Genomic DNA, 25,503 nt, shown 5'->3' with positions numbered 1-25,503 from the left:
AAAGCCGCCATTGCATCGGGCGGCCCAGCGATCAATATGGAAATGCGCAGGCCCCGGCAAGGGGCGCACGCGCCCGCGAAGCCCGCTGGCCCACATTCCATCACGAAAAGACGGCAACCCATGTCCCAATCCCGTCCTTCCTTCCTCCAGCGCCTGCTGGGCCGCGATGATCCGAAGGCCGGCCTGATGCCGCTTTATCATGCGGTGGTGGCCGAAGGACGGCAGCCGCACTGGTATCTGCAGGGCGGTGTGCCCGATACGCTGGACGGCCGGTTCGACATGATCGTCGCGATACTGGCGCAGGTGCTGATGCGGCTGGAGGCGCTGGGCGCGGCGCAGGACAGCGTGTGGCTGACCGAGCTGTTCGTCGACGACATGGACGGCCAGCTGCGCCAGGAAGGGATTGGCGATGTTGTCGTCGGCAAGCATATCGGCCGGATGATGAGCGCGCTGGGCGGGCGACTGGCGGCCTATCGTGCGGCCTTGACGGGGGAGGGCGATCTGGAGGATGCGCTGCGCCGAAACCTGTATCGCGGTGATGCCCCGTCGACGGACGCCCTGGCCCATGTCGAGGGCGCGCTGCGCGCGCGCTGGACAAGGCTGGCCTGCCTGACCCGCGACGCCTTGCTGGCTGGAGACCTTGGATGAGCGACATGATCGAATTTTCGCGCCCCGTGCGCGCCGACCAGCTGGGCAAGCTGGGTGACAGCCTGGTGACCATCAGCGCCGATGAGGGCGAGCGTGCTGCGCTGATGCGCCGTTTTGCGCTGCTGGCGCTCGACCGGCTGGAGGCGGATTATCAGCTGAGCGCGGAGGGCAGCACGATCCTGGCACGCGGTCGGGTGCGCGCCGCCCTGGCCCAGCCCTGCGTCGCCACCGGCCTGCCGGTGCCCGAAACCATCGATACCGATTTCCTGCTGCGCTTCGTGCCCGAGAGCGGCGACCTGCCCGAGGGCGAGGAACTGGAGCTGGACGCGGAGGATTGCGACACGATCGGCTATGACGGCAATGTCATCGACATGGGCGAAGCGGTAGCCGAGACGGTGGCGCTGGCGATGGAGCCCTATCCGCGCGCGCCGGAGGCCGACAGCTATCTGCGCGAGGCCGGGGTGCTGACCGAGGATCAGGCCAGCCCCTTTGCCGCACTGCTGGCCATGGCCAAGGATGAAAAGGGCAAGAAGAAGGGCTGACACGCCCGACTGTTTCCCTTTCGTTCCCATGGTGGCATAAGGCCGGCCATGGACGCCCCGCCGCCCACGCTGCGCAAGATCATCCATATCGACATGGACGCCTTTTATGCGTCGGTCGAACAGCGTGACGACCCGAGTCTGCGCGGCAAGGCAATTGCCGTGGGTGGTGGCGGTCCGCGCGGCGTGGTCGCCACCTGCAGCTATGAAGCGCGGAAATTCGGGGTGCGATCGGCGATGCCGGGTGCCAGGGCACGGCGGCTATGCCCCGAGCTGCTGTTCGTGAAGCCGCGGTTCGAGGTCTATCGCAGCGTATCTGCCCAGATCCGCGCGATCTTCGCGCGCTTCACCGACATGATCCAGCCGCTCTCGCTCGATGAGGCCTATCTGGACGTGACGCAGAACAAGCCGGGCATCGCATCGGCGACGCAGGTGGCGCAGGAAATCCGGCGGCTGATCCAGGAAGAAACGGGCCTCACCGCATCGGCCGGAGTGTCCTACAACAAGCTGATCGCCAAGCTGGCGTCAGACCAGAACAAGCCCGACGGGCTGTGCGTGGTGCGGCCGGCGGAAGGCGCCGACTTCATGGCGCGCATGCCGGTGCGGCGGATTCACGGCATCGGTCCGGTTACCGCCGAACGAATGCACAAATTTGGGATCGAGACCGGCGCCGACCTGCGCGATCGCGACCTGTCCTTCCTCCAGACCCATTTCGGCAGCAGCGCGCTCTTCTATTATCGCGCCGCGCGGGGTGAGGACGACCGGCCGGTGCATGAACGGCAGGAGCGCAAGTCAGTCAGCGTCGAGGATACCTTCTTCGAGGATCTTGTCGCCGAGGAGGCCCTGCTGCGCGAAATCGAGCGGATCGCGCAAAGCCTGTGGGCCCGGATCGAGAAGGCGCAGGCCTATGGCCGGACCGTGGTGTTGAAGGTGAAGTTCGCCGATTTCCGCATCATCACCCGGTCGCGCAGCTTTGCCGCGCCGGTCCGGTCAGTCGAACAGTTGGTGGACGCTGGTCGCGCGCTGCTGAAGGCGCAATTGCCGCTGCGCATGGGCGCCCGGCTGCTGGGCCTGGGCGTGCATAATCTGGAAGGCGAGGGGGAAGCGGGGGAGAGCGGCGACGCGGGCGCCCAGCTCTCCCTGCTATGACCGTCAGAAGGGCAGCCAGGTCCGCTTTTCGCTGAACTTCATATAGCCGGCATTGACGCCGAGGCGATAACCGACGCCCAGGCGGATCGGGATCAGCACCACGCTGCCCCAGCGCAGATAGCTGGCGGTGAAGCCACCGACCAGATATGCGGTGCCTTCGGCGGCCGGGAAACGGTGGTAGAGATCCTGGCTGTCGTAGAGATTATAGACCAGGACGAAGGTGTTGGCGGCATTGCCACCGACGTCAAAGCCGATCGACGGGCCGGTCCAATAGACTTCGCGCTTGCCCTCGATCTTGTGGTTGAGCGTGCCCGAACCATAGCGCAGGCCGACCACGAAGGCGCCGGACGCCTCGCGCCCGGAAATATAGGCATTGGGCTGGCCCTGATCCTTGAGGATCTTCTCGATGATGCCGGCCAGGCCCTCGGCGCCCTTGCCGAACACGCCTTCGGCCGCGCCGATCAGGTCATCTTCCTGATAGGATTCGCCCGGCGCCATCGCGGCTGGCGGGGAATTGGAGGTGACCGGCGCGCCGGTGGCGGTCGCACCGCCGGCAGCGGGAGCGGCATTATAAGTGCCGGAATCAGTCGAACTGGCTGGCGGCGGCAGGCTGGAGTCGACACCGGGATCGGTCGGCGTGCTGTTCTGGACCGGCGGCGGCGCAAGATCGGAATCGATCGCCGTGTTGGGATCGACCGTGCGAATCTGCGCGCTGGCGACCGGCGCCAGCAGGAGCCCGCCGAGTGCCGCCATCAGGGCACCCACCCGTGCGAAGCGGGCGCCCGTGCGCCCCATGCTGCCGATCATTACCCGATACTCCCCGAAGCCCGCTCTTGAAAACATCCGTCAGATTATCCGTCGCCAAGCTGAAACGACAATGAACGAACGCCCACCGGAGTCGATTCTAAGCCAGATTGAATCCGATTGTGCAAATCCGCATGAAAAATCGCACATTTGGACCGTTGCCATGGATCAATGCCGTCGCTATAGCCCGTCGCCTAGCCACTGCCTCCCGGTTTCCGGTAGGCAAATTCGTGCGGAGACGTGGGTGAGTGGCTGAAACCAGCGGTTTGCTAAACCGTCGTAGCCTTAAGGGGCTACCGAGGGTTCGAATCCCTCCGTCTCCGCCACCTTTCCATCTATAACGTTGAAAAGGTGGCATTTTTTCTGCCGCCGGGATTTCTTCCCCACCATTCCGCCCACTAGCGTTTTTCGCTGGCATCCTTGGCCATGAATGCGCGGACGCGGGCAACGATGCGCGAGGACGGATCGCGTCCGCGCCTCAGATCATGCACCAGGCGCGGATCATTCACCGAGAGACGCCCGAATCGGCTGGCGGACATTCCCGTCGCTCTGAGCCTCCTTTCGATCTCCAGAAGGATCGGGGAGAGGTAGCTTGCGTCCTGGGCTAGCCGGCCGCCTTTTGGGCTATCCCCAGAAAAGGGGATTGCACTGGGCTCGATAAGCGGAAGCTGCTGGTCCTCGGCATTGCGGCGCCGGATCAGCATGGCCGATTGCCTGGGTGCGGCGCGCGCTCATTTGCGATGTCACGCGATCCTGGTCCTGCTATCGGCCCGGTGTAGGGCTCGATCTCGTTGATCTGCCCCTCATCCTCGACATTGCCGCCGCCGGCGTCGCTGATCAGGCAACCGGGACCGGCTGGAACAAGCGCGTGGCCGGTCAACTGCTCGTCCTCGCTATTGCCGGTGTCGAACTCGTCGCCGCTCCATTCCAGATCGGGGTCGCCGTCGATCTCGTCCATCCGGTCGATCGCCCGATGCGCGATCCGCTCCAGTTCGGCGCGGCGGAGGACCGGAAAGACCGTCAGCATGGCCGCAACGGTCGGAACTGGCTGGGCGCGCCGGCGATCGTGACGCCGAAGCCACGTCCGCCGATGGCGCTGGCGATAGGGCAGGGGCTTTGGGGCTCTACTCGCCATATCAGCGCCCTCCCTCGATCTGGTCGAGGCAGGCCTCGATCCTCGCGCGTGTCTGCTCCCTGATCCGCCGGCCGTCGCGCAATGCGTAGACCAGATTCGGATCATTGACCGCTTGGCGGCCGATCGCGCTGTCACTGAGCCCATGCCGATCGCGGATCTCATCTATCCGGCTGAGCAGGTCGAAGGCCGGCCGCGTCGCACCGGTTGGCGCATCGGGCTTCCGCCGACCACGAACGCGGCGCGGGCGGATGCTCAGGATCGGCTTACGCTTCCGCGGCTTGGGCACGAAGGTTAGCGCGGCGTAGTTCTGGCGATAGAGGATCATGCGCGAGCCTCCCCGGTGATGGAGGAAAGCAGTGGCCCGAGGTCGCCAGTCTCGTCTCCAAACTCCTTGATGAGAAGCCGCAGCTTGGCAGCAATGATGTCAGGGTCGCGCGCTGGGTGGGCGATCACCGCCGCAATTGCGGAACGATGGCGAGACGACGCCGCCTCATATAGCCGATCCACATCTGCGAACCCGGATGCCTGCCGGGCGCGCTCCTCGATCTTAGCCTTCTCAACCCGCAATCGTGCATTGTTGGCGTTGAAATCACGGATGCCCGCCGCGCAGCGTTCATCCTGGCTTTCGGAAGATGGCCGTGCATCGATGAATTTGCCGGGATTGCTTGCCTCTGATCGCTCCTTGTCCCACGCATCCGTGAGAGTGTTTCGGGTCCAGAAAAGCAGATCGTGCGCGTCGTCGTGTTCGGCGGCCACCGCAGTGAAATGCGCAGATGCCGAACGTTCAGCGGCCAGCAGCGCCAGCCATGCAGGATCTTGGGTTGCGGGTGCGGCGGCCATCGCTGGAATGACAATGGCGGCCGGGGCGAGCGTCAGGCCCGCGAGGAATGCGCGACGATCGGTCATCACGCCCTCCGATCGTTAGCGGCGGCGCCCATGGTGAGCATGGCCAGTTCGGCCTCCCACCATGCCAGCCTGTTGCGAAAGAAGTTGACGCGGTAGCGGGCTTCTTGAAGATCCGATGCGCTATCGGGAAGCTCGGCAGTGGCCCGTCGAGCGGGGAAAGAGATCACCTGAGCCATGGTCATGCCTCCCCCGCGATGCGGCGCAGGTCACGGCGCACCATGTCGATATCGAGCTGGCCCGCGGTCTCATCGATCAAGTCGAGCTTGGTGAGCAGGTCAGCGATCGTGCGGGACGGGAAGTCCTCGATCTCGCAGAGCACATCATAGGCAACGTCGCCCAGCCGGTCGTTCTCATTGCCCAACGCATTGACCTGATATTTGAGATCGAGGGCGACCCGTTGAGCCTCCCGCTGCGCCACCAGATCGCGAAGCTCCGCGCAGCAGGCTTCATATTCGGCCGACCAAAGGCCGCCAGGAGCCAGCTTCGCGGCCGACTTTGCAGCGGCGACATGGCCGGGGCGATCGGTCGATAGCTGGTGAACCTCACCGAGATATTGATAGCCAGTCTTGGTGGTGAGATGCGGGATCGCTTCTACCTCAGCCTGCCAGGCGGAGTGCGTCGGCGAATAGACGTTGCACGTGTGCGCGGTGCAGGCGTCAGCCTTAGCGCGATATGCAGTGATGAGCGCCAGCAGCTCGGCGCTTGGGCTGGCGGGAGCGCACACAAATGCCGGCGCCGCGACGGCAGCAGCAGGAACAGCAGCGGCAGGGAGTAGGAAAAGCGCGCGCGTGACGGCGCGCCTAGACAATGCTAGGTCGTTCATAGCTTCAATCCCTCTTCACCAGGGGTTGCGGTCAGGCCTGGAGGAAAGCGCCAACTTTCCTTCAGGTCGCTACCGTGTTATCACGCCTTTAATGGCTGATCAAGATACCGTGATAACAAAGAAGAGAAAAGGCCCGGCGCCCACTGGCAAAGGCGTCCTCGTCGGCGTCCGACTGCAGCCGGCCGACCTGGCCGCGCTCGATTCATGGATCGCCGCCCAGGAAGATGAACCGACCCGGCCGGAAGCGGTGCGCAAGCTCATGCGGCTTGGGATGACGGCGCAGGGGACGTGATCTGATGAAGCGCGATATGGATAAGGTGCGCAGCCTTTTGCTGGCATTGGAAGATCGTGATGGCCCCTATCATATGATGTTAAAGCCGGAGCTTCTGGGCGGCATCGAAAAGCCCGGCGAAATGGTCGAGTATGTTCAGTTGCTCAGGTCAGGTGGCCTCTTGGAAGAGCAGGGCCGCGGCCTTTATCGAATAAGCTGGAGAGGGCATGAGTTTCTCGACAGCGTGCGCGACCCTGAAATCTGGACCAAGACCAAGGAGGGCGTGGCGAAGGTTGGATCGTTTTCCTTCAGCATGATAGCAGAAATGGCTATCGGCTACGCCAAAGCAAAGGCCGCGTCTCTTGGTCTACCGATGATGTAGTTGAGCACACCCTTCACACGGGTGGGGTCTAACGGGGCTTGCGCGTGTCGCCATCGAGTAGCTCGCGATAGAGCGGCGTATCTTTTCGCCAATCATATTCCCCATCGCCCGTCAGTTGATCCAGCGCGGCATCGATCTGCCTTTTGCTCCAGCTAAGGCGCCCTCCCAGCAGATATCCGGTTGGCAAAGCACCTGTGGCGACCTCACGCTCGAATGCGGCAACGGATAGATCGATGTAGGCCGCTGCCGTACGCTTGCGCATCATAGCCGGCCATGGGTAGCTGGGTTTCATATCTACCGCTCAATCTTCATTTCAATTGTTCACGCCTAGCCGAAACTCGGTTTCCGAGAATATGACAATGGCGACAGGATGTTCCTACCTCTTCAGTCTGCGATCGAGGTTTTCCCGCAATCATAGAACCCCGCCCGACCAGTTCGCGGCGCCCCCCCATGGAACGATCCCCCCGTTCGCGTGTAATACTGCCCAGCGAGCCCCCCCGTTGCTTGCTGACCTTCGACTAGCCCCGCCGAGTGATCGAGCGGGGCTTTTTCGTGGCTGCCCTCTTGAAGAATCGAGCCGCTCTTTGGTAAATTCGGAGCGTCCCAAGGCTCGCTGCCTGGGATAGCGGTCTCTCAACGAGGTCGCTTTTGTTCAACTCAAGGAGGAGCAAAATGCGCAGAATTTCGGACAAGGCCTATTATGAGCGCCGCGCCAGGACTGAGATCCGGAAAGCCAATATGACCAGCGATCCGTCAGCCAAAAGGGTTCATCTCGCTCTGGCGGCCAACTATCTCAAGCACGTTCGCTCAATGGAGGCGGATGCTGAACAGGGCGGCGATCTTGAGATGGCTTAGGCGTCGGTCTGCCACATCGTCGTAACACAACCCTGCTCTAGCGGCTGACGGCGGCACACCCCTGCTCGCCATCCTCCCCGACTAGCCCCGCGCGCTCGTTCGCTGCGGGGCTTTTTTGTGGGCGGCGCTTGTGACAGCCATCACGGCTTAACAATTGCGCAAATGATACCGTCCATAACGGCGCGGCGCATAAGGCGCGCCGAGGGATAATCTGGGGGTATCATGATTCGAGTAATGATTTGCGCGGCTGCGTTGACCGCGTCAGCTGGCGCTTATGCTCAGGGCGACGGCGCCCTGCCGGCCAGCACGCTTATCACGGTCACGCCGAACGAGGAGATCACTTCGAAGAAGGTCGAGGTCGGCACACGCGTGTCGTTCTCGGTAGTCAACGACATCGTGGAAAATGGCGTCGTCGCGATCCCGCGCGGCTCGCAGGTCGCTGGCACGATCGCGTGGAAGACGGGCAAGGCGATCGGCGGCAAGTCGGGCAAGTTCGAAGTGAAGTTCGATAGCGTGAACGTTCGCGGCCAGAACTATGCGCTGCGCGGCGTCCATCGCCAGGAAGGGAAGGGCAATACGGCGGCGGCGCTGCTGGGCTCGATCCTCGTAAGCGGTCGATCGGCGCAAATGCTGCCGGGCCAGATGGCCAATGCCTTTACCGCTGAGCCGATCCCGATTTTCGTGGCACGCGCTGCACCTGCCGTTCCTGCAGCCGTCGCTCCCGTCGCTGCGGCCGAACCGGTATCGGCTCCAGTGCAGCCACGCGCGGCGGCTACACCTGCACCGCGGCCGATGGTCGACAAATCGCTGGAGATCAATCCGCGCTGATCAGCGCAGCAGTGACGGCGCCTCGAACCGGGAGCGCCGTCACCCTTTCAGCTGGGCATATTTGTTGATCGTCGCCGGCGCCGCGTGGTTATGTTCCGTTAATTTCATATCGCCACATGCGCGCCGGCACGGCCTTGAGCACGTTCTGCCCCATTGAGTTTGCCGCCGACTGAGCCTGTTGCCTCGAAAGAGTGAGAATATCCTTTGCAAACCCTTCGGGCGTTACGCTGTTGCGTGCGTCGATGTTGAGATGTTGCACCACGGTAACGGAGCCGGAGCCTCCTGCCTTAACAGCCCTATTAGGTACATTCAGCCTCTCCCCACCCACGGCGAGTTGGCTGTTCGGCACAATCATGCCCGACGACGGCGCACGGAACAGCTCAGGCCCACGCTCGCCGACCAGATAGGTCTTCCCGCCCATGACCGGGCCGCCGGCCGCGCGTGCGCCGGAAATGCCCAGGGCCGATCCCACCGACTGCAGCGCATTGCCGACATTGAAGCCGCCGCCAGTGCCGTTGATCTGGCCCAGCGTGAACTTCGCCAGCGTCTCCGCGATGATGCGGAAGCCCATGGCCTTGAAGTCGCTCCAGATCGCATCGGTGCCGCCGCGGAACAGGTCTTCGTAGAGCCCGGCCAGCGCATGCAACTGGTCCTCCTGCTTCCGTTTGAAGTCCTCGGCGATCCTGTCGTTTGCATCCTGGCGCAGGTCCAGATCACGATCGATCTCCTTGCGGACATTGGAGCCGTCGAAGTCACCGGCATTGAAGCCGACATCGATCCAGCGCTGTTCCTGGCTCTTCCATGCTGCATCAGCAACGGCACGGGCCTGGTCGCGGGCGAGGGCGAGCCGATAGGTGAGGGCGTCGACGGAGGACAGCACGCCCTTCATCTCCAGCATGTCGATATCCTTGAGCGCCTTGCCCGTCTCGATCGCGATGGATCGCACCGGGTCGAATTTGCCCACGATGCGCTCCAGCGTCTGCTGAAGCTCCTGCTGGGCGCGAGCAGCCTCCTTGGCAGCCTTCGCCGCGTCGCGCTTGGCGGATGCATCGGCCTTGGTGGCGCGTTCGCTCTTGTTCGCCGCGGCAACCTCGGCATCGCGGGTCCGGTTCAGCTTCTCCAGCTCGGTGCGATAGGCGCCAGGCGTGATCTTGCCGGCCTCGAGCCGGTCGTTGAGCTTGCCCAGAGCACGGTCATAGCGCCCGGTCGCGGCGGCGGCCTTATCGGTGGCTTCCGCAGCCTCGCGCTGCAGTCGGGGGATCGCTGAGCGGCGAACATTGGCATATTGCGCCTGCAGTTCGGTATTCTGCTCTTTCAGCAGGGCATTGAGGCGCGTCAGCTCGCGCTCCTGGGTGGCGCCGGCGGTGATGCCGAAATTGACACCGCCCTCGGGATCGCCCTGCTCGTTGGCCTGACGATCGGCCGTTTCGAGGCGTACCTTGGCAGCCTGGATGAGCCGGATCGTGGCGACGCGCGCCGCCTCGGCTTTGGCAGCCAGCGCGGCCGCCTCGTTATAATGCTGCTGCTCTGCCTGCTGCGATGTCTGGATGGCGCCCTTCGACGCTTCGGTCATATCGTTGATGGCGTCGGTGAGGGACTTGGCGCCCTTGGTGTGCTTCTCGGTTGCATCATCCTCGGCCAGGACGGCAGCGGTCAGCGTGCCGGCGACGGACGCGGCGGCGAGCAGGGCAGCGCCCCATGGCCCGGCGAAGAAGGATGCCACGGCACCGGCCTTGCCGCCCAGGTCCGCCATGGCGTCGGCAAGCTGCGGCCCCTGCTGGGCGAGGATCGTGAACATGGACTGACCGCCGGACAGCTGCGCGCCAACGTCGGCGAACTGCCGCCCCATCTGGCGGCCGGCATAGGCAGCGCGTTCGGTGCCCTTTTCCATGGCATCGGTCGCGCGGACGGTGGTCGAAGCCGCCGATCGCATGCGGGACTCGAAATCAAAACTGTCGGCGCGGAGGCGGACGACGACTTCATCGGCAACGGGCATGCTATTTCTCCGTTTCGCGGGTGACGGCGGCTGTCACGAGCCGCGCGACCTTATCCTTGGTGGCGCGCGCAGCGGGGCGCATGAAGGGGCGCTCGGCCATGACGCCCGTGCCAAATTCGAGGGGGACCGCGTGCGCTGCGGTCGCGCTCACTTCCACGATCGTCGGATCGTCCTTCGCCTGGCGAACAATGATGCTGTTGTGAAGCTCGTGCAGGTCGTTGTTGGGCGGTTCACCAGGCTTGCTGGGCACGTGATTCTTGCCCGACACGCTGCCCTCCATAATGGAGCGCTTTGCTTCCTCCTGCAGCAGCCCCCCGCCCACATAGAGCGTCCCGCGCACCGCCTCCTTCATCTCTGGCGAAGCCAGCCGTTTGAACCGGCGCAGCACGGCATCGGCCCCCTTCACGTTAGCCATGATGGGAATCCCGGTGGGGATGCGCGCGCGGGCGAACGCGATCAGCACGGATATGCGTCGACGCGGGGGCAGGGGCGGCGGACAGTGCCTCCGCCGCCTCCTTCGGATGGAACCTGAGCAGCCAAGCGAGCTGTTGGGTTTCGGTCAGATAGGCTTCCCGCTCGGCGCGGGGCACGCAGCGCGCTTCGGGCGGGTAGGTCGCGGCGATGCGGCGGGCGGCGTCGATATCCACCGTGCCGCCCCCCTCAGCCATTACCAGACTCATCGATACCGACGAGCGTGGCGTACATGACAGCCGCCGCGATGTTCCAAAGCTCCTGCAGCGGGCAATGGGGCGGGGCATTGTCGGCCACCAGTTGCCGGGCATCGGCTGGGCTGCATTCCCCGCCGCCGATCAGCGCCAGGCGCACGACATTGGAGATGAGCGCCATCGATGCGCCGGAACGGAAGGGGTTGCCGATCGATCCCTCGCCCTGCTCGACCCGGCCCGACATGATGTGCGAGAACAGTTCGAAGATCGGCATGGGCTTCACGCCGAAATAGCGCTGCATTGTAACCATGTGATCGGCGGAACGCGACATGCCTGTCTCGATCTCCATGATCTGGTCCGGTCCCAGCTCCATGCGGTAGGTGCCGCCGGCAAAGGGCTGGGCGGCGAGGTAGGTCAGCTTAGGCATCAGCAGCCTCCCTTGCGTCGACGGTCATCTTGGCTGCCCGGCAAGCTTCGATCTGGTGCGGATAGAGCCAGCAATCGTATTCTTGGAAACCGAGATTGAAGATCCCATCAGCGTGAATCAGTCGGACGGTCCCTTGGCGCTGATCAGTGCGACGAACTCGGAACGGCTTCTTGCTGGCTTCCTGTTCGATCGCAGCCGCCCTAGCTGCGCCATTGTCCAGCGGATGAATGCCCTGCAGAAGGGCGATGGGCCAAATGCGTCCGTCTCCGTCAAAGCGGGGCAGAACGATATCAACCAGTCGTTCCACCGGGCTCATGTTAGGCCAAGACGCGATGCCGATGTAGCCGCGTGCGATTTGCTCCGCTCCGAGAAGGCTGGGAGAACCGCCGGGGCGGTTGCGGTTAGCCTTTTCGACACGAGTGTCATTTGCACGGATCCGACCGAGCAATTCCGCCAACTCGGCCAGAAGGCCGGGAATGCGCGCCTTCAGATCATCGGCCAGCACTTGGGTTTCAGCGGCGGCATCATCATATTCTTTGCGCAGCGCCTGCGCCGCATCGCTCTGCGTCCTCTCCGCGAAGCGGCCGGAGAGCGCTTCTTTCCGCGAAATCCAGCGCTCGATCGCAAACCGAAGCCCCTGTTCATCAGTTCGGGCCTGTTCAGCGTCAGCATCGGAGATTGCGCCATCCAGCGACTTGGCGCGAGCCAGGTCGGCGGCCTCGCTAAGGCGCGCAACTTCCGCTCCAATCTCCGCAATTACGGCCTGCATGTCGGTCGCCGTCGCACGCGGCTTCATCATGGAATGGAAACGTTCTTCCAGCGGCTTCATGATATGGTCCTTTCTGCCCGGTTCGGGGCGGAGGAATGTCAGTTGCGGGAGCGATTGAGAGCGGCGACCGAGCGCTGATAGGCGGCGTTTTCCTTGGCCTTGGCATCGGCCATTGCTGCATCGGAGATGAGGCTGTCGCGCGGTTTGACGGCCATGGCGTCGGCGAGCGCTTGGCGCTCCATCTGGTCGGTCCAGGGCCCGTTGCAGCTGCTGTTCAGATTGTGAACCGACTTGGCGTAAGCGACAGCCAGGCGGCCTTCATCGCTATCGCGGAAAGTGGTCAACTGGGCGTCGGAGATCTGCGTGCCGCTGTCGGTCAGGAACACCGAAGACGTGGGCATGGAATCGATCATGCTGATGTCGAAGCGCACGCTATGACCAGGGCGAAGTACAAGCTTGCCGTCGATCATCTGGCAATTTCCGTTGGGATCTGGGCGACCCTTTTGGTCGTAGAACATTCTCATCTCCATCCACCCCATGGGTTCGGGGGCAACCGCGCCGCGCCGGGGGTAGATCGGGCGACACAGGAGGGAGATTGCGCGCTGGCAGGGCGGGCTTATACGGACGGTAGAATTGACTTCTAATAGATTCGCGTTAAGTAGGTCATACAGAGTTTAGCACCTGATTCGACCCAGTGGACGCACAGTCAGAAGCAGCAAGGCAAACCACCTGTATCCCCAGATATTAGCGCTCCACATGCGAGCGACACACGCGCTAGGCCTGGCGCAGTTAACTTAACCCGCTTGATGCGCATTGAGCTTACGCGAGTATGTTCGATGAATCCATGGAAGTGGCCGGTCAACTGGACGGCGGTTATTACCGCTGTGCTGGTTGAACTGATCCGGCTGGCGTTTTGAACGCAGAGCCCGACGTTTCAATTTGGAGCGTCGGGCTCTCTGGCAGACACCTAGTCCGCCAATTATCCCCACCGGATCGCGGAATTGCGCGGAACACGGGATAGCCGGCGCCCGGCTTCCCACCGCCTACCCATCACAATCACCGAATCCCGGCGGCGTCCGCGTCAGCAGAATGCCGTCGACCGTGATGCGCTCGCCCAGGCTGGGCCAGACGACGACCCGGCCGTCATCCTCGATCTGATAGTCCTCCCGATCGCCCACCGGGGACAGGGAAAGGATAGGGAACCACTCAAGCGGCACCGTGACGATCCGCTCGTCGCCCAGCTCGAATTGCACTTGGCGGCCGGCAAAGGCGACATCGCAGATCCGGGCATTCACAAACATGGCAGGCCCTCCGGGATCGCATGGTGCAGCGCGCGGGCATGTTGACGGCTGGCGGCCTCGCGCTCGGCTTTCTCGGACCTGAGGGAGCGCAGGCGAGCTAGATACCGCTTTCGCTCCTGTCTCAGTCCCTCGCCGCCGCTCTGTTCGATCCAGCGCAGATTGACGCCGTTGCGGGCACCAAAGGCGGCCTCGATTCCGCGCCAGCCAAAGCGGATGAAGGTTTCCCGGAAGGCGGGCGGGCATGGCTTCCAGCATTCCGGCCGCGATGTAGCCGGCCTGCCAGCTTTTCCCGATGGAGAGTGCCGCAGCCAATCGATGCGACGGAGCCGAACATCAGGCCCACACTGCGCAAGCCATGCACGATTGCGCTCTACCGGCGTTCCGAATTCCCTGCGCACACCGCGCCAGCCTGACCGGACGAACACATCGGCGAAGTTTGGGGGCGGTGGGCTGCTGGAGATGATCGGGCCGGCGCTTTCCATGCGCGCAAAATGGCGGTGGTGGGAATGCCCCTATACGGACGGGAGAGGGCTGCAACTGGCCGCACGGGCGCCCGAATGCGCGCCTCGGACCTTCGATCGCATCTGGAACACCCCCTCCGTTGACGCGTTTCTACAGCAACACAATTGAGAGGATCGCGAAATGGGAAAGGGTATTTTGCTTTGGCTGATTGGAGTTCCAATCCCCGTGATCATCTTGTTGTGGCTGCTCTTTCACTGACGGCCTATCGCGGCCTGATCATGCGAACACGCCCGACGCGCGGATTTTGCCCGTTGGCGGAGGCTCCCTCCCCCTCGAGTTCTCGTTAACGGGCAATACTCGGCGCGTAGCGCCCCCTATTGAAACGTTTCCCCACCAGCCTGACAACCTAGTGGAGGCCCAACACGATGATGCTATCGATCATTGCCCGCGCGCGCATTGGGCCAGCTTTTGCGTAGCGGCGCGTGCGTGACGCACGCCCCTTCAATTCATCCCCTCACCAGCCACGCCAAGCGATTCCGTCCAGATCTGCATGATATCCACCGACGCAGGCCCGTGCGTGCGGTCCAGCGCCACTAGCGCGGCGGAGAACAGCATGCTCGCCGCCCGGTCGCCCAGCATCAGGATAGCCAGGTCCGCGATCGAGTGGGTATCGGCTAGAAAAACCGACTGCCGGGCAAAGGTGATTTCTGCTTCGTTCATGGGTCAAATCTGCCTTTTCAGTTCGCGCCACTGGCGCTGCATCCGTGCCATTTCGCGCCTGATTTCCATCATCTCAGCCGAGTAGATGCCGTGCTTAGTCGCGTGCTGGTTTCCGCGCGGTGCGCCGGGGTTTGTGCCGCCGTGCATGCGGCACCGCTTCCGGCCCTTTACCGCTGGTGATTGGCATGCCTGCCCCGAGCGGGTTCGGGCTAGGCAGCGCCGTGCTGCCGCCAGGATTTCCGGTTGCATGTGATTGATCCTCGTTCTTGGATGAGGCTCCCGCCCCCCTCCCGTAGTGGTGGACATCGCCCACGATCGCCTGCCCGCCAGGCTCGACAGTGACATGCTCCACCCGGACGGTCTGCTGACCCTTGCCGCGCATCCTCGCCAAAGCTTCGATCTGGGCAGTGAAGGTGCGCTGAAGCTTGACCGCCATGTTCCCATACAGCTGTAAATGTTCGACGCTGTCGGTGCCTTTCGCCCGACAGAGCATTTCCATCGTCAATGCATGGTTGCTTGCAATCTGGACCGCGAGGGAGCCCTCCAGTTCATCCTGCGGACCGATCGCCTCCATCAGGGCAAGCGCAGCATTCACGCTGAAGGCTTCACTTCCATGCTCTTGGTTTCTGGTGCGAACCGCGGCTTCAAGCGACTGGAGGTTTCGCAGCATGAAATTGGAAGACGCGGTGCCAAATGCGTTCAACATCTGCTGCCCATTGCCGGCCGCATCCGCATGGGGTGAGGCCATGACCTTTTCTCCGTCGGGCATTTCTTCCCATTGGACATAGGCACGCATCGGACGAGACAGCGTTGCGGCGTCGGCAGCCTCAATCGCGCGACGCGTCCGCGGACCTGGGTCAATCTTCTTCGGCGCGGGTGTGGCTTGGTCAGTTTTTGTCTTCCGGGACATATCAGCGGCCTCCATGAGGTTTGTCATTCCACCCGATGATGTCCCCGCTTTCGTCCAGCCCATCATCATCCAGATCGGGCGCGGGGCCTTGCAAGGCCGCGCCCGGTATATCTTTAGATATAGGGTGTGTGTGCGTGCGGGGTTGGAGCGGGGTGAACGCGGGGTCGGCGCACCGTGTCGGCGCGGGGTCGGCGCGGGGGTCAGCGCACTCTTGTGCAGGGTCAGCGCAGGGTCGGCGCAGCCCGAATTTATCCTTTCGATCCTCGCGCCACAGGAAGCCGCGCTCGATAGATCCGGTACGGAACAGGCGGTCCATGGCAGCCTCCAGCCGCTTAATCCCGACCCCCTTGGATTCGGGCATTTCGGCAAAGACTTTGGGCGCGTAGGTCTTGGCTGATGCGGCATTCTCAGACACCGCCCTTTCCTGCCCATTACGAATGTCGAGGCAGCGAAGGAACACGTCGTTATCGTGACTGGCCTGGACCGTAGCCGCCATTTCCTGACGCAGATCGGCGGGCAAATCCTCATCCCGCACCAGTGCAAACTCATGCCAGCGACAGCGCAGCTCTTCGCCCTGGCGGGCATAGTTGGCCTTGCCGAGTGTCAGCAGGCGTTCGTCGGGATCGATTGCCCCTTCCGGCCGCTGCAGGACGATCTGCGAGCGCACGGCGTTAAGCCAGGCGGTAGAGCCGCTATAGCTATCACCGGCCTTGTTGGAGTGCGCGACAAGGATGATGGTCACCCCGAGATCGCGGCACAAGCTATAGAGCAGGTTCACGAACGCGGTGACCTGCTGGCGGTCGTTCTCGTTGCCAGCGAACAGGTGCGCGGCATTGTCGAGCACGACAAGGCTGGATCCGGTTTGCTCGATCGTCGCCTTGAGAAGCTGGAATGACGGCGCCGGGCGCAGTTTGCCCTCTGCGTCGAACGTCGCCAGCTCATTGCCCAGACGCCCGCGCAGGGAGACGAGGTGAAGCTTCCCCACCATGCCGGCCATATCGACCGCCAGCGCGCGACATATGTGCGTCTGCATCCAGTGCAGACGGTCGTCATCATCCTCGGCGGTGATATAGAGGGCCGGGCCCTGCATGACATCGATGCCCAGCATGGGAACGCCCGCGGCGCAGCACGTCGCCAATTGCTGGCCGAAGGTCGACTTGTTCGCTCCACCGGCGCCGGTCGCCAGGGTCAACTCCCGCGCCGGCACGAAGCCCGCCATGATGAACGCCTTGGGCGTCGGCTGGATTGTCGACCATGCGCCAAGATCGGCAACGGCGAATGTCTCTGCCGCCGGCACCTCCACCTTCTCGACCAGCGCGCGCAGATCGTCCGCGCTGCCGGACCAGTCCATGATATCGCCCTTCGGCGGCAGGCCCGGAAGGTCAATGATACGGATAGAGCAGCCGGCGCCCTGCAGGTCTGCGCCCGCCTTCTCGGCAAAGGCGCGGCCCACATCGTCATTGTCGGGCAGAATGATAACGGTGCGGCCCGCCAACGCATCAGCATAGGACGAAAGCCAGCCATTGGACCCGAACGCCACCGCAGTTCCGATCAGGCCCCATGACGCCAGCTTGTCGGCCTTCCGTTCGCCCTCGACCAGATAGACCGGTTCATCGGCCGGCGCGGCGAGGATTTCGGGCAGGCGGTACAGAACGCGCCTCACGCCTTTGATGCCGCCCGCCCATTCCGTGCCGTTGAGCCGCTCAGCGACGAACTTCTTGCGCTCGCCTGCCTTCTCCCGGCGCTGCGTCCGGTAAAGGACTGCGCCGTCCTCATCGACATATTCGAACGAGCCGGTCACCCGCCATGTCGAGCGGATGCGGATCTGATCGGCGTCGCGGCTGGGAAGGATGCCCCATTCGCGGCACTGGTCTTTGATGGCGATCGCATCGCCACCGTTGAAGGAGTTGATCAGCACGCCGTCAGGAGCGCCGGGATCATCCTTCACGGTCGTGCCGCGATCGCTCGGGCTGTGGCCCGGCGTCGGGAAAGCCCCATAATCACCGTGCCAGTCGCCATTGAAGCGCTTGGTGATGTCCTGCGCGAGGGTCATCCGGCCCTCCCGATGCGTGCGTCACGATCCATGACGATGATGCAAAGCACAGGGCGATACCCGTAGGAAAACTCCAACAGGGCGATCATGCAGCCCTCCCGGCGCGCAGATCGCGCACCTTCTGCAAGAGGCCGTCAATCCAGCTCATTTCCACCGGATCGATGTGGCGAGCCTCCCGCATCTTCAGCAGGCTCCGCAGCGTCTTGGGCGTCGCATACTGGCTGACGAAAATAGCGTCATGAAGAAGGGCATCGATCTTGGGCACATGTGTGGCGAACGGTGGGGAGGGGGCAGCCCCAATATTTGGGTGCGGCACGCGATACCCAACATTCCCGCCGGAAACGCCCCGCTCGATCACGTCGGCAATGCGGAGGCCATGTCCGCCAAGCTGCTTCACCAGCATGCGCGCGGCAGCCAGGATCTCGCCATCATGTGCGGATTCAAGCCGGGCCGCGATCTTGCCCAGACGGGCGGCAATATCGGTGCTGATCGTCACGCTGCCACCTCGCCCTGCTTATAGTCGCTGACGATGATCGGCAGGCCCATCCGGTAATCCGACGAGGAAACCGCGCTCATCACCAGATCATAGGAAGCGATCGGCGTCACGTAGTCGTCAGGTTCGGGGATGCCGATGGTGTGGCCCATCCACCCGTCGATCTCGCCATCCAACCGGGCAGCGCGGTAAACGAGCCATGCCCGAACGATCGGGAAAGCGACGCGCAAAACATTGCGGCGCCGGCTGATGACGGCACTATGCATGCGTGCCTCCCGTCCGGTCGACTATGGCCCAACCATGCTGCTGGTGTAGCGACTGCGCGAAAGCCATCGCCTGCGCATGCTCGCGGAATTCCCAGCCCTGATTGTCGGGCACGATCTGAGGTTTCACCACGACATCAAAGCCGCAGCCGAAAGCCTCATGCGTAATTTCGATGGTCTGCGCGGACGCTGCCGTGCTATAAGCGCTCTCGTCACCCCCACAGTGATTGAGAGCGCCTTCGGCCTTATGGCCGGGGGCGTTTCGGTTCTGGATCATGGGAGGTCATGCCGCTTCCACGAGGCGCTTTACGCTCTCGATCTTGACCAGGCGGCGGCCGCCGACACGGTGGGTGACGATGCGGCCTTCGCGCATCCAGTTATAGATGGTGGCGCGGCAGACGCCGATCGACTTAGCCGCGTCCGAAACCGAGCAACACAGGGGTTCCATGTCTTTCTCCGTCAGTTGACGGGGCTAGACATGCTAAGTTCTGGAGCGCGATCCTATTCAGTCGAACATGACCGACCGTATCCGGTCAAAAGCGTTTAACCGGATAATAGGCCAGGGTTTTCGATGAGGCCGTCGCCGCCATAAACGGCCATGATGATAAAGGCCGCCTCCTGCGCCGCCTCAGTCTCAATGTCATTTTTCCGCGATTTGGCTAGCTGATCGTTGCGAAACGCTTGGTAGGCACGAAACTTGGAGAAGAAGGCCCAGGCCTCTGCAGCCTGACTTGGGGCATATCCAAAGAATGTACCATCTGCGTCTTGCAAGCTCGACAGTTCGCGCTTGGCATCGTCTATTCCCATGCCTTTGGCGTGCAACTCCTCGATCCGCCGCCCGGCGATAAGCCATCGCTCACGGACCTGGACCTGGCTGCCTATGTCTTCGCTTCCACCTTTACCGAGGCCACCGATGCTCAGTCGCAATCCCGGTTCATCCGATTTGCGATCGAGAGCCTCCGCCAGAACCTCACGGACCTCTGACGCAATCGGAACATTTGAGCGAAACAGGGTGATGAGGGCAGACTTGAGCGCGCTGCCAGGACGGAGGCCGACCAACGAATGCAAGGCATCGCGATTGGTCTTATCAAGAGGTTCACCGTTCATCCTGCTACCATCCTCACAATGTTACTCCCTCCGTGGCAATGCCGCTCCCATGCCGCCATCATCTCCCGGCGCTTCGCTAACAGCTTGCCGCGGCGATAGGCGGCCTCCACCTTGTTCTTGATGGTGTGGGCCAGCGCGGCCTCTGCGACATCGCCGGGGAAACTGGTTTCTTCCGACACCCAATCGCGGAACGCCGATCGCATGCCGTGAACAGTGCCGACCTCCTTGGAGATGCCAGCCTCGCGCAGCGCCTTCGCCATCGTGGCATCCGACATGGGGTTGCCGCGGAGCCCCGGAAACACGACCGTCTCGCTGGAGGCGATCTCCTGCGCGCGCTTCACCAGCGCCAGCGCCCGATCGCAGAGCGGGACGTTATGCTCCTTCTTCGCCTTCATCCGCTCGGCCGGGATGATCCACAGCCTGCCTTCCAGATCGAACTCGTCCCAAGTCGCTCCGCGCACTTCACCCGAACGCGCAGCGGTGAGGATCAGGAACTCAAGCGCCATGTTGCCGATCGTTTCCTTGCTTCGCAGTGTCGCGACGAGGCCCGACACCTCCCCATAAGGCATGGCAGCGAAGTTGCCCTTGGCCGCGTCCTGCTTGCCCAGCAGTTTGCGGATGCCGTTGCGATTGAGCTGGACGGCGCAGTGCTTGAAAGCATGGCCCCAATCCATGACCGTCAGGACACGCTGCAGCACCCGGCGCGCCGTCTCCGGCTTCTCGCGCCAGATCGGCGCCAGCGCCTCGGCGACATGGTTTTCCTCGATCCGGTTGATGGAAAGGCTTCCCAGCGAGGGGAACGCATAGTCGCGCAGCGTCTTGATCCACTGGGCGCCGTGCTTCTCGTTTTTCCACTCGCCCTTGTCGCGCTCATAGACGGTTTCCGCCGCTTCCCTGAACGTCGGCACCTTGCGCAGGGCCTTCCGGCGCTCGGCACGGGTCAGAATCGGTAGGCCGTCGCGGCCGGCCTTGCGCAGCGTCCGCGCCTTCTCGCGCGCTTCGGCCAAGGTCAGATCCGCGAAAGGCCCAAGCCCCATATCACGCCGACGCCCATCCGAATCGCGAACCCGTGCCACCCAACTCTTCGCGCCGGACGGGCTGACGCAAAGGATGAGGCTCTCGCCTATCGAGTGACGCCCAGGCTTACGAGCCAGCGAATTGACCTCAGTCACAGTTGCCGGCTTGGTCCGGCGCTCGCGGACCTTCTCGATTTGTTCGTTCATACTGTTTTCCCCACTCAGGGCGTTAGCTGGGATTAGACATCATTAGCTAACGTTCTGCAACTGTTCTCATTTCCTATTCGGAACGGTGGGGAAAATTAGACATGCCTAGACTTGTTTAGTTCGAATCCCGGCGGCCTCCGTCTCCGCCACCTTTCCATTGATGATGATCCGGCCGCTCAGGCCGCAATATCGGCCTTTGACCGGTCGGTTGGCATCGTCGCATGCACAAAGCGTCGAAAACGCCCCATTAACCGCACTTTTAAGCGCAATCGGACGCTTGGGGGCGATGGACCTTGGCTTTCGTGCCAGCTATGCAATGCGCGCCAACAACAAAGGAAAGTCTATTCCATGAACAACAGCGACCTCGCCGACAGCCTGGCTTCGGCCAACAACATCACCAAGGCCGATGCTCGCAAGCTGGTCGATGGCGTGTTCGCCGCGATCGCCGATGCTGCCGCGAAGGGCGAAGAAGTTTCGCTCAACGGCTTCGGCAAGTTCAAGGTCAAGGACACGCCCGCCCGCGAAGGCCGCAACCCTTCGACCGGTGCGACCATCCAGATCGCTGCCGCCAAGAAGCTGACCTTCACCCCCGCCAAGGCGGTCAAGGACAAGCTGAACGGCTGAGGAACTGGCCCGGTGCCCGCCTGATGGCGCGGCGCCGGGCTTATTCTGCCGGCGTCCTCCGGTCCCGCACGGACGGATCGCCCCAACGCCCATTGATCCTTGGGCGAAAAACTAAAGGGTTACGCCGCGCTTCCAGATGCCGATGGCGCGTTCGTCATTCACCTCGTTCCGGGCCGGCGCCCCGCTGGCAATCGCGACGATATGCGCCAGCAGCGCATCGGCCGCGGCATCCATCCCTTCCTGCAGGACGCGTCCGGCGTCGAAATCGATCCAGCCCGGCTTGCGATCGGCCAGCGCGCTGTTCGACGCGATCTTGACCGTCGGTACCGGACTGCCAAGTGGCGTGCCACGACCGGTCGAGAACAAGGTCAGGGTTGCGCCAGCCGCCGCCAGCGCCGTCGTCGACACGGCATCATTGCCGGGGCCTTCCAATATGGTGAGGCCCGTGCGGCTGATGCGGTCGCCATAGTCGATGACGTCGGTCACGATGGCGATCCCGCCCTTCTGCACCGCGCCCAGCGATTTTTCCTCCAGCGTGGTGATGCCGCCGGCAATATTGCCGGGGCTGGGATTTTCCGACACCGGCTCGCCATGGTCGAGGAAATAGCGCTTGAAGCGGTTGACCACCTGCGTCAGCCGATCGAACACGGCCTCATTCTCGGCGCGCTTCATCAACAGCGTCTCCGCGCCGAAAATCTCCGGGATTTCGGTCAGGATCGCGCTGCCCTGTGCCTGGGCCACGGCATCGGCCATGCGACCGATCAGCGGATTGGCGGTGAGGCCGCTCATCGCATCGGAGCCACCGCATTTGACCCCCAGGCGCAACGCCGAAAGCGGCACATCCTGCCGCTGATCCGCGCTGGCGAGATCGATCAGTTCAGCAAGCGCCGTCATGCCAGCCTCGAACTCGTCGCTTTCGCTCTGCGCGCGGACGGTGCGCAGCCGGGCACGGCGATCGGGCGGAATGCGCGACAGCAGCGCATCAAGCTGGTTGGATTCGCAGCCCAGCCCGAGCAGCAACACCCCGCCAGCATTGGGATTGAGCGCCAGAGAGGAGAGAATCGCGGCCGTGCCGTCCAGATCGGCGCCGAGTTGCGAGCAACCAAAGGGGTGATTGAAGGCATGGACGCCATCGATACGCCCCTCCGCCAGCGCCGCCCCCTTCATTGCCAGCCGCTCACCCAATCGGCCGACACAACCCACGGTCGGGAGAATCCATATCTCATTGCGCGTGCCGACGCTGCCGTCGGCGCGGACATAGCCGCGGAAATGCGGGACGGGCCGGTCCGTTGGGGATAGCGGCTGCGGCTGCGCGCCGGTGAAGCGATAGGCCAGTTCGCCCGAAAGCGCGGTGTGGAGATTATGGCTGTGGACATGCTCGCCCGCCAGGATCGCCCGCGTCGCCAGGCCGATCGGCGCGCGATAGCGGCGGACCGGCGCGTCGGCCGCAATATCGTGGAGCGCAAACTTGTGCCCGGCCGGGACCGGATCGCGCAACTGCACATCGACCATGCCGACGCGCACGGTCTGCCCTGCCCCCAGCGGGTGCAGCGCGACGGCGACATCATCTTCGGGTGCGACCTGAAGGGCCAGCAGCGGGGCGGTTTCGGCAAGGATTGACATGGGTTTGGAATAGGCCATTGCCAGCGTTGGCACAAGGCGGTAACCGGCGGACAAGGAGATCGCCATGCATCCGCTTACCCTGTCGCCCGACCGCCTGTTCCCCGCCGATCCCACGACCCGTTCGATCGCCCGCGCGCTCTATGCCGAGGTCGCCAACCTGCCGATCATCAGCCCGCATGGCCATACCGACCCGGCCTGGTTCGCCACCAATGCCCCCTGGTCCAACGCGACCGAACTGCTGCTGGCGCCCGACCATTATCTGTTCCGCATGCTCTATTCGCAGGGCATCGCGCTGGACGATCTGGGCGTGCCGCATCGTGGCGGCCTGCCCGATACCGATCCGCGCGCGGCATGGCGCCTGTTCGCCAGCCATTATCATCTGTTCCGGGGCACCCCGTCGAGCATGTGGCTAGACCATGTCTTTGCCGAAGTGTTCGGGCTGGACGTGGCGCTGGACTCGCAAAGCGCCGACCAGGTCTATGATGCGATCAACGCGGCGCTCGCCACCGACGCCTTCCGTCCGCGCGCGCTGTTCGAGCGGTTCAATATCGAATTGCTGGCGACGACCGAAGGCGCGGACGACGATCTGCGCCATCATCAGGCGATCCGGGAATCCGGCTGGCAGGGGCGGGTGGTCACCACCTATCGCCCGGATTCGGTGATCGATCCCGAGCATGAGGAATTTCGCGACGCGCTGGTCCGCTTCGGCAACATGACCGGCGAGGATGTCGAAAGCTGGCAAGGCTATCTGGCCGCCCATGCCAAGCGGCGCGCCGACTTCCGCGCCATGGGTGCAACCGCGACCGACCATGGCTTTGCGACGCCGCGCACCGCCAACCTGTCGACCGTGGAGTGCGAGGCGCTGTTCGCGAAGATCGTCGGCGGCACGGCCGATGCCGACGATGCCGAACTGTTCCGCGCCCAGATGCTGACCGAAATGGCCAAGATGAGCCAGGCGGACGGCATGGTGATGCAGATCCATCCCGGTTCGTGCCGCAACCATAATGCCGCGCTGTTCCACAGCCATGGCCGCGACAAGGGCGCCGACATCCCGATGCGCACCGACTATGTCGGTGCCTTGAAGCCGATGCTGGAGGTGGTCGGCAACGACGCCAACCTGACCATCATCCTCTTCACCCTGGACGAGACCACCTATGCCCGCGAACTGGCGCCGCTGGCCGGCCATTATCCCTGCCTGCGGCTGGGCCCAGCCTGGTGGTTCCATGACAGTCCAGAAGGGATGCGCCGCTTCCGCGAGATGACGACGGAGACCGCCGGCTTCTACAATACGGTCGGGTTCAACGACGATACCCGCGCCTTCCTGTCGATCCCGGCGCGGCATGATGTCGCCCGCCGCATCGACTGCGCCTTCCTGGCGCGGCTGGTCGCCGAACATCGGCTGGCCGACTGGGAAGCGGCCGAGCTGGCGCAGGAACTGACCGTCGGGCTGGTGCGCCGCGCCTATCGGCTCTGATCGGTCAGGCGGGGACGGGACCGCTCGATTCCGCCTCCACCAGGCGCAGCGGCGGGGGCAGTTCGGCGGTTACGGCCTGCCCCTCGATCCGGTCGATCAGTTGCTGGGTCGCGATCCGCGCCATATCACCAAAGGGGCGCCAGATGGTGGTGAGCGCTGGCGATACGACATGCGACAACAGGCTGCCGTCGAAGCCGACGACGGACAGCGACTGCGGAACGGCAACGCCCTTGATTCCGGCGCATTTGAGGACGCCGGCAGCCATGACGTCATTGGCGGCGAAGATCGCAGTGGGCGCGGTCGGCAGCGACAGGAAGCGCTCGGCGGCGGCAAGGCCCGACTGGAAGCCATAATCGCCCTCCGCCTCGTCCAGCAAAGTGACACCGGCGGCGGCCAGCGCCTCGACAAAGCCCGCCCGGCGCTCCTGCGCGGAAATGGCGTTGGCCGGGCCGCCGACCATCGCGATGCGGCGATGGCCAAGTTCCAGCAGATAGTGCGCCACCTGTGCGGCCGCCTCGCGCTCGGGCGACAGGATCACATCGGCATAGCCGGTGATCGGCAGGGCCGACAGGGCAACGGCGGGAATATGCTCGCGCGCCAGCGCTTCGGGCAGTCCGGCAATGCCCGATACCGGCGGCAGCACCACCAGACCGTCGGTGCGCGAGCGACGGACGAATTGCAGCACATCCTCGACCGAGGCGGCGGCATCCATGGGCGTGGGATGGACCACCAGTTCATAGCCGCGCCGGCCCGCTTCGCCGACGATGCCGCGCTGCACGGCGTCGAGCACCAGCGCGTTGCGATCATTATGGACCATGCCGATCAGGAAGGAGCGGCCCATGGCGAAGGCGCGGGCGCGCATGGAAGGACGGAAGTTGAGCGCTGCAATCGCCTTCTGGACGCGCTCGCGGGTTTCCGCATTGACCTTGGGCGACTGGTTGAGAACCCGTGATACCGTGCGGATCGAGACGCCCACCGCAGCGGCGACATCGGCAATGGTGGAATCGCTTCCCTGCGGGCTGTCCTTTGTTGATCGCATCTTTGCGGCTAGCC

Annotated in this window: 35 protein-coding genes and 1 tRNA gene; 10 read left to right on the top strand and 26 right to left on the bottom strand. The window is 63.6% G+C overall.

The window, feature by feature from the left end; all coding sequences use genetic code 11:
• Positions 1–120 precede the first annotated feature (120 nt).
• Genes DIZ22_RS17305 through dinB form a run of 3 tightly spaced genes read left to right on the top strand, consistent with a single transcriptional unit; the run spans position 121 to position 2,336 of the window.
• Positions 121–648: a ubiquinol-cytochrome C chaperone family protein gene (locus DIZ22_RS17305; RefSeq protein ID WP_010335815.1), complete on the top strand. Its 528-nt coding sequence runs from the start codon at positions 121–123 to the stop codon at positions 646–648.
• A complete protein-coding gene (locus DIZ22_RS17300; RefSeq protein WP_048937990.1) occupies positions 645–1,190 on the top strand; it encodes a DUF177 domain-containing protein in 546 nt (181 codons plus the stop codon). Before DIZ22_RS17305 ends, DIZ22_RS17300 begins: the two co-directional genes overlap by 4 nt.
• Before the next feature lie 48 nt (positions 1,191–1,238).
• Positions 1,239–2,336 (top strand): DNA polymerase IV, encoded by a 1,098-nt coding sequence (gene dinB / locus DIZ22_RS17295; protein ID WP_048937991.1) that lies wholly within the window; start codon positions 1,239–1,241, stop codon positions 2,334–2,336.
• Positions 2,337–2,339: 3 nt separating this feature from the next.
• On the opposite strand, the gene DIZ22_RS17290 is transcribed toward dinB, so the two are convergent.
• On the bottom strand, positions 2,340–3,143 hold the full coding sequence (locus tag DIZ22_RS17290; RefSeq protein ID WP_048937992.1) for a DUF1134 domain-containing protein: 804 nt from the start codon (positions 3,141–3,143) through the stop codon (positions 2,340–2,342).
• A 231-nt stretch (positions 3,144–3,374) separates the two neighbouring features.
• Between DIZ22_RS17290 and DIZ22_RS17285 the strand changes: the two genes are divergently transcribed.
• A tRNA-Ser gene (locus tag DIZ22_RS17285) sits at positions 3,375–3,466 on the top strand.
• A gap of 72 nt (positions 3,467–3,538) precedes the next feature.
• On the opposite strand, the gene DIZ22_RS21905 is transcribed toward DIZ22_RS17285, so the two are convergent.
• From DIZ22_RS21905 to DIZ22_RS17265, 6 genes are all read right to left on the bottom strand, one after another.
• On the bottom strand, positions 3,539–3,844 hold the full coding sequence (locus tag DIZ22_RS21905; RefSeq protein ID WP_164488834.1) for a hypothetical protein: 306 nt from the start codon (positions 3,842–3,844) through the stop codon (positions 3,539–3,541).
• Positions 3,838–4,167, bottom strand: coding sequence for a hypothetical protein (locus DIZ22_RS17280; RefSeq protein WP_240626752.1), 330 nt, complete (start codon positions 4,165–4,167; stop codon positions 3,838–3,840). Before DIZ22_RS17280 ends, DIZ22_RS21905 begins: the two co-directional genes overlap by 7 nt.
• A 109-nt stretch (positions 4,168–4,276) precedes the next feature.
• Positions 4,277–4,600 (bottom strand): hypothetical protein, encoded by a 324-nt coding sequence (locus DIZ22_RS17275; protein ID WP_122928442.1) that lies wholly within the window; start codon positions 4,598–4,600, stop codon positions 4,277–4,279.
• Positions 4,597–5,181 (bottom strand): hypothetical protein, encoded by a 585-nt coding sequence (locus DIZ22_RS17270; protein ID WP_122928441.1) that lies wholly within the window; start codon positions 5,179–5,181, stop codon positions 4,597–4,599. Before DIZ22_RS17270 ends, DIZ22_RS17275 begins: the two co-directional genes overlap by 4 nt.
• Positions 5,181–5,357 (bottom strand): hypothetical protein, encoded by a 177-nt coding sequence (locus tag DIZ22_RS21900; protein ID WP_164488906.1) that lies wholly within the window; start codon positions 5,355–5,357, stop codon positions 5,181–5,183. The genes DIZ22_RS17270 and DIZ22_RS21900 overlap by 1 nt, the downstream gene beginning before the upstream one ends.
• Positions 5,358–5,359: 2 nt before the next feature.
• Positions 5,360–6,004 (bottom strand): hypothetical protein, encoded by a 645-nt coding sequence (locus DIZ22_RS17265; protein ID WP_122928440.1) that lies wholly within the window; start codon positions 6,002–6,004, stop codon positions 5,360–5,362.
• Between the two features lie 91 nt (positions 6,005–6,095).
• Here DIZ22_RS17265 and DIZ22_RS17260 point away from each other — a divergent pair, with 91 nt between their 5' ends.
• Complete coding sequence (locus DIZ22_RS17260; protein ID WP_240626751.1) at positions 6,096–6,296, top strand: hypothetical protein; 201 nt, start codon at positions 6,096–6,098, stop codon at positions 6,294–6,296.
• 4 nt (positions 6,297–6,300) lie between these two features.
• Positions 6,301–6,657, top strand: a complete 357-nt coding sequence (locus DIZ22_RS17255) for a DUF2513 domain-containing protein (RefSeq protein WP_122928439.1) — start codon at positions 6,301–6,303, stop codon at positions 6,655–6,657.
• A 28-nt stretch (positions 6,658–6,685) separates the two neighbouring features.
• On the opposite strand, the gene DIZ22_RS17250 is transcribed toward DIZ22_RS17255, so the two are convergent.
• On the bottom strand, positions 6,686–6,949 hold the full coding sequence (locus DIZ22_RS17250; RefSeq protein WP_010338526.1) for a hypothetical protein: 264 nt from the start codon (positions 6,947–6,949) through the stop codon (positions 6,686–6,688).
• A 380-nt stretch (positions 6,950–7,329) separates the two neighbouring features.
• On the opposite strand from DIZ22_RS17250, the gene DIZ22_RS17245 reads away from it, so the two are divergent.
• Positions 7,330–7,512, top strand: a complete 183-nt coding sequence (locus DIZ22_RS17245) for a hypothetical protein (RefSeq protein ID WP_122928438.1) — start codon at positions 7,330–7,332, stop codon at positions 7,510–7,512.
• A gap of 222 nt (positions 7,513–7,734) precedes the next feature.
• Positions 7,735–8,340: a hypothetical protein gene (locus tag DIZ22_RS22070; protein ID WP_206364608.1), complete on the top strand. Its 606-nt coding sequence runs from the start codon at positions 7,735–7,737 to the stop codon at positions 8,338–8,340.
• 88 nt (positions 8,341–8,428) lie between these two features.
• Here the strand turns inward: DIZ22_RS22070 and DIZ22_RS17235 are convergent, their stop codons facing one another.
• The 16 genes from DIZ22_RS17235 to DIZ22_RS17155 form a co-directional block, all read right to left on the bottom strand.
• The gene (locus DIZ22_RS17235) at positions 8,429–10,336 is read right to left on the bottom strand and encodes a phage tail length tape measure family protein (RefSeq protein WP_276309021.1); all 1,908 of its coding nucleotides are present in this window, start codon (positions 10,334–10,336) and stop codon (positions 8,429–8,431) included.
• Between the two features lies 1 nt (position 10,337).
• Complete coding sequence (locus DIZ22_RS17230) at positions 10,338–10,751, bottom strand: HK97-gp10 family putative phage morphogenesis protein (protein ID WP_122928437.1); 414 nt, start codon at positions 10,749–10,751, stop codon at positions 10,338–10,340.
• A complete protein-coding gene (locus DIZ22_RS17225; RefSeq protein ID WP_122928436.1) occupies positions 10,744–11,004 on the bottom strand; it encodes a hypothetical protein in 261 nt (86 codons plus the stop codon). Before DIZ22_RS17225 ends, DIZ22_RS17230 begins: the two co-directional genes overlap by 8 nt.
• Positions 10,997–11,428 carry a hypothetical protein gene (locus tag DIZ22_RS17220; protein ID WP_122928435.1) on the bottom strand — a complete coding sequence of 144 codons (432 nt, stop codon included), beginning with the start codon at positions 11,426–11,428 and terminating at the stop codon, positions 10,997–10,999. The genes DIZ22_RS17225 and DIZ22_RS17220 overlap by 8 nt, the downstream gene beginning before the upstream one ends.
• Positions 11,421–12,257: a hypothetical protein gene (locus tag DIZ22_RS17215; RefSeq protein ID WP_122928434.1), complete on the bottom strand. Its 837-nt coding sequence runs from the start codon at positions 12,255–12,257 to the stop codon at positions 11,421–11,423. The genes DIZ22_RS17220 and DIZ22_RS17215 overlap by 8 nt, the downstream gene beginning before the upstream one ends.
• Before the next feature lie 38 nt (positions 12,258–12,295).
• Entirely contained in the window at positions 12,296–12,715 is a 420-nt protein-coding gene (locus tag DIZ22_RS17210; RefSeq protein ID WP_164488905.1) for a hypothetical protein, read from the bottom strand.
• A gap of 525 nt (positions 12,716–13,240) precedes the next feature.
• Positions 13,241–13,498, bottom strand: a complete 258-nt coding sequence (locus tag DIZ22_RS21895) for a DUF2442 domain-containing protein (protein WP_164488904.1) — start codon at positions 13,496–13,498, stop codon at positions 13,241–13,243.
• Between the two features lie 963 nt (positions 13,499–14,461).
• Positions 14,462–14,680 (bottom strand): hypothetical protein, encoded by a 219-nt coding sequence (locus tag DIZ22_RS17200; protein WP_122928431.1) that lies wholly within the window; start codon positions 14,678–14,680, stop codon positions 14,462–14,464.
• A gap of 94 nt (positions 14,681–14,774) precedes the next feature.
• Positions 14,775–15,605 carry a hypothetical protein gene (locus DIZ22_RS21890; protein ID WP_164488903.1) on the bottom strand — a complete coding sequence of 277 codons (831 nt, stop codon included), beginning with the start codon at positions 15,603–15,605 and terminating at the stop codon, positions 14,775–14,777.
• On the bottom strand, positions 15,592–17,643 hold the full coding sequence (locus DIZ22_RS17185; protein WP_122928428.1) for an AAA family ATPase: 2,052 nt from the start codon (positions 17,641–17,643) through the stop codon (positions 15,592–15,594). The genes DIZ22_RS21890 and DIZ22_RS17185 overlap by 14 nt, the downstream gene beginning before the upstream one ends.
• 85 nt (positions 17,644–17,728) lie before the next feature.
• Positions 17,729–18,139, bottom strand: a complete 411-nt coding sequence (locus DIZ22_RS17180; protein WP_122928427.1) for a hypothetical protein — start codon at positions 18,137–18,139, stop codon at positions 17,729–17,731.
• Entirely contained in the window at positions 18,136–18,402 is a 267-nt protein-coding gene (locus DIZ22_RS17175) for a hypothetical protein (protein WP_122928426.1), read from the bottom strand. Before DIZ22_RS17175 ends, DIZ22_RS17180 begins: the two co-directional genes overlap by 4 nt.
• Positions 18,395–18,676, bottom strand: coding sequence for a hypothetical protein (locus DIZ22_RS17170; RefSeq protein ID WP_122928425.1), 282 nt, complete (start codon positions 18,674–18,676; stop codon positions 18,395–18,397). The genes DIZ22_RS17175 and DIZ22_RS17170 overlap by 8 nt, the downstream gene beginning before the upstream one ends.
• A 6-nt stretch (positions 18,677–18,682) precedes the next feature.
• Positions 18,683–18,847 (bottom strand): helix-turn-helix domain-containing protein, encoded by a 165-nt coding sequence (locus DIZ22_RS17165; protein ID WP_122928424.1) that lies wholly within the window; start codon positions 18,845–18,847, stop codon positions 18,683–18,685.
• 95 nt (positions 18,848–18,942) lie between these two features.
• Positions 18,943–19,506: a hypothetical protein gene (locus DIZ22_RS17160; RefSeq protein ID WP_122928423.1), complete on the bottom strand. Its 564-nt coding sequence runs from the start codon at positions 19,504–19,506 to the stop codon at positions 18,943–18,945.
• Complete coding sequence (locus DIZ22_RS17155) at positions 19,503–20,729, bottom strand: tyrosine-type recombinase/integrase (RefSeq protein ID WP_122928422.1); 1,227 nt, start codon at positions 20,727–20,729, stop codon at positions 19,503–19,505. The genes DIZ22_RS17160 and DIZ22_RS17155 overlap by 4 nt, the downstream gene beginning before the upstream one ends.
• A gap of 348 nt (positions 20,730–21,077) precedes the next feature.
• Here DIZ22_RS17155 and DIZ22_RS17150 point away from each other — a divergent pair, with 348 nt between their 5' ends.
• The gene (locus tag DIZ22_RS17150) at positions 21,078–21,353 is read left to right on the top strand and encodes an HU family DNA-binding protein (RefSeq protein WP_017499409.1); all 276 of its coding nucleotides are present in this window, start codon (positions 21,078–21,080) and stop codon (positions 21,351–21,353) included.
• A 111-nt stretch (positions 21,354–21,464) separates the two neighbouring features.
• Here the strand turns inward: DIZ22_RS17150 and DIZ22_RS17145 are convergent, their stop codons facing one another.
• Positions 21,465–22,994 (bottom strand): altronate dehydratase family protein, encoded by a 1,530-nt coding sequence (locus DIZ22_RS17145; protein ID WP_080993602.1) that lies wholly within the window; start codon positions 22,992–22,994, stop codon positions 21,465–21,467.
• Between the two features lie 46 nt (positions 22,995–23,040).
• On the opposite strand from DIZ22_RS17145, the gene uxaC reads away from it, so the two are divergent.
• Entirely contained in the window at positions 23,041–24,450 is a 1,410-nt protein-coding gene (gene uxaC / locus DIZ22_RS17140) for a glucuronate isomerase (protein WP_048937993.1), read from the top strand.
• 4 nt (positions 24,451–24,454) lie between these two features.
• Here uxaC and DIZ22_RS17135 read toward each other — a convergent pair whose 3' ends face one another.
• Positions 24,455–25,489, bottom strand: coding sequence for a LacI family DNA-binding transcriptional regulator (locus tag DIZ22_RS17135; protein ID WP_048937994.1), 1,035 nt, complete (start codon positions 25,487–25,489; stop codon positions 24,455–24,457).
• Positions 25,490–25,503 lie beyond the last annotated feature (14 nt).

Source organism: Sphingobium sp. LF-16 (assembly GCF_003711185.1).
In the GTDB taxonomy this organism is placed as follows: Bacteria; Pseudomonadota; Alphaproteobacteria; order Sphingomonadales; family Sphingomonadaceae; genus Sphingobium; species Sphingobium yanoikuyae_A.
The sequence above is the reverse complement of the archived record's forward strand: the minus strand, read 5'-3'. Positions and strand labels throughout refer to the sequence as shown.

Bases quoted from the DNA above. Each gene is read 5' to 3' on its own strand.
- DIZ22_RS17305 (WP_010335815.1), top strand. From the start codon at position 121: ATGTCCCAATCCCGTCCTTCCTTCCTCCAGCGCCTGCTGGGCCGCGAT.
- DIZ22_RS17300 (WP_048937990.1), top strand. From the start codon at position 645: ATGAGCGACATGATCGAATTTTCGCGCCCCGTGCGCGCCGACCAGCTG.
- dinB (WP_048937991.1), top strand. From the start codon at position 1,239: ATGGACGCCCCGCCGCCCACGCTGCGCAAGATCATCCATATCGACATG.
- DIZ22_RS17290 (WP_048937992.1), bottom strand. From the start codon at position 3,143: ATGATCGGCAGCATGGGGCGCACGGGCGCCCGCTTCGCACGGGTGGGT.
- DIZ22_RS21905 (WP_164488834.1), bottom strand. From the start codon at position 3,844: ATGCTGATCCGGCGCCGCAATGCCGAGGACCAGCAGCTTCCGCTTATC.
- DIZ22_RS17280 (WP_240626752.1), bottom strand. From the start codon at position 4,167: ATGCTGACGGTCTTTCCGGTCCTCCGCCGCGCCGAACTGGAGCGGATC.
- DIZ22_RS17275 (WP_122928442.1), bottom strand. From the start codon at position 4,600: ATGATCCTCTATCGCCAGAACTACGCCGCGCTAACCTTCGTGCCCAAG.
- DIZ22_RS17270 (WP_122928441.1), bottom strand. From the start codon at position 5,181: ATGACCGATCGTCGCGCATTCCTCGCGGGCCTGACGCTCGCCCCGGCC.
- DIZ22_RS21900 (WP_164488906.1), bottom strand. From the start codon at position 5,357: ATGGCTCAGGTGATCTCTTTCCCCGCTCGACGGGCCACTGCCGAGCTT.
- DIZ22_RS17265 (WP_122928440.1), bottom strand. From the start codon at position 6,004: ATGAACGACCTAGCATTGTCTAGGCGCGCCGTCACGCGCGCGCTTTTC.
- DIZ22_RS17260 (WP_240626751.1), top strand. From the start codon at position 6,096: ATGGCTGATCAAGATACCGTGATAACAAAGAAGAGAAAAGGCCCGGCG.
- DIZ22_RS17255 (WP_122928439.1), top strand. From the start codon at position 6,301: ATGAAGCGCGATATGGATAAGGTGCGCAGCCTTTTGCTGGCATTGGAA.
- DIZ22_RS17250 (WP_010338526.1), bottom strand. From the start codon at position 6,949: ATGAAACCCAGCTACCCATGGCCGGCTATGATGCGCAAGCGTACGGCA.
- DIZ22_RS17245 (WP_122928438.1), top strand. From the start codon at position 7,330: ATGCGCAGAATTTCGGACAAGGCCTATTATGAGCGCCGCGCCAGGACT.
- DIZ22_RS22070 (WP_206364608.1), top strand. From the start codon at position 7,735: ATGATTCGAGTAATGATTTGCGCGGCTGCGTTGACCGCGTCAGCTGGC.
- DIZ22_RS17235 (WP_276309021.1), bottom strand. From the start codon at position 10,336: ATGCCCGTTGCCGATGAAGTCGTCGTCCGCCTCCGCGCCGACAGTTTT.
- DIZ22_RS17230 (WP_122928437.1), bottom strand. From the start codon at position 10,751: ATGGCTAACGTGAAGGGGGCCGATGCCGTGCTGCGCCGGTTCAAACGG.
- DIZ22_RS17225 (WP_122928436.1), bottom strand. From the start codon at position 11,004: ATGGCTGAGGGGGGCGGCACGGTGGATATCGACGCCGCCCGCCGCATC.
- DIZ22_RS17220 (WP_122928435.1), bottom strand. From the start codon at position 11,428: ATGCCTAAGCTGACCTACCTCGCCGCCCAGCCCTTTGCCGGCGGCACC.
- DIZ22_RS17215 (WP_122928434.1), bottom strand. From the start codon at position 12,257: ATGAAGCCGCTGGAAGAACGTTTCCATTCCATGATGAAGCCGCGTGCG.
- DIZ22_RS17210 (WP_164488905.1), bottom strand. From the start codon at position 12,715: ATGTTCTACGACCAAAAGGGTCGCCCAGATCCCAACGGAAATTGCCAG.
- DIZ22_RS21895 (WP_164488904.1), bottom strand. From the start codon at position 13,498: ATGTTTGTGAATGCCCGGATCTGCGATGTCGCCTTTGCCGGCCGCCAA.
- DIZ22_RS17200 (WP_122928431.1), bottom strand. From the start codon at position 14,680: ATGAACGAAGCAGAAATCACCTTTGCCCGGCAGTCGGTTTTTCTAGCC.
- DIZ22_RS21890 (WP_164488903.1), bottom strand. From the start codon at position 15,605: ATGGAGGCCGCTGATATGTCCCGGAAGACAAAAACTGACCAAGCCACA.
- DIZ22_RS17185 (WP_122928428.1), bottom strand. From the start codon at position 17,643: ATGACCCTCGCGCAGGACATCACCAAGCGCTTCAATGGCGACTGGCAC.
- DIZ22_RS17175 (WP_122928426.1), bottom strand. From the start codon at position 18,402: ATGCATAGTGCCGTCATCAGCCGGCGCCGCAATGTTTTGCGCGTCGCT.
- DIZ22_RS17170 (WP_122928425.1), bottom strand. From the start codon at position 18,676: ATGATCCAGAACCGAAACGCCCCCGGCCATAAGGCCGAAGGCGCTCTC.
- DIZ22_RS17165 (WP_122928424.1), bottom strand. From the start codon at position 18,847: ATGGAACCCCTGTGTTGCTCGGTTTCGGACGCGGCTAAGTCGATCGGC.
- DIZ22_RS17160 (WP_122928423.1), bottom strand. From the start codon at position 19,506: ATGAACGGTGAACCTCTTGATAAGACCAATCGCGATGCCTTGCATTCG.
- DIZ22_RS17155 (WP_122928422.1), bottom strand. From the start codon at position 20,729: ATGAACGAACAAATCGAGAAGGTCCGCGAGCGCCGGACCAAGCCGGCA.
- DIZ22_RS17150 (WP_017499409.1), top strand. From the start codon at position 21,078: ATGAACAACAGCGACCTCGCCGACAGCCTGGCTTCGGCCAACAACATC.
- DIZ22_RS17145 (WP_080993602.1), bottom strand. From the start codon at position 22,994: ATGGCCTATTCCAAACCCATGTCAATCCTTGCCGAAACCGCCCCGCTG.
- uxaC (WP_048937993.1), top strand. From the start codon at position 23,041: ATGCATCCGCTTACCCTGTCGCCCGACCGCCTGTTCCCCGCCGATCCC.
- DIZ22_RS17135 (WP_048937994.1), bottom strand. From the start codon at position 25,489: ATGCGATCAACAAAGGACAGCCCGCAGGGAAGCGATTCCACCATTGCC.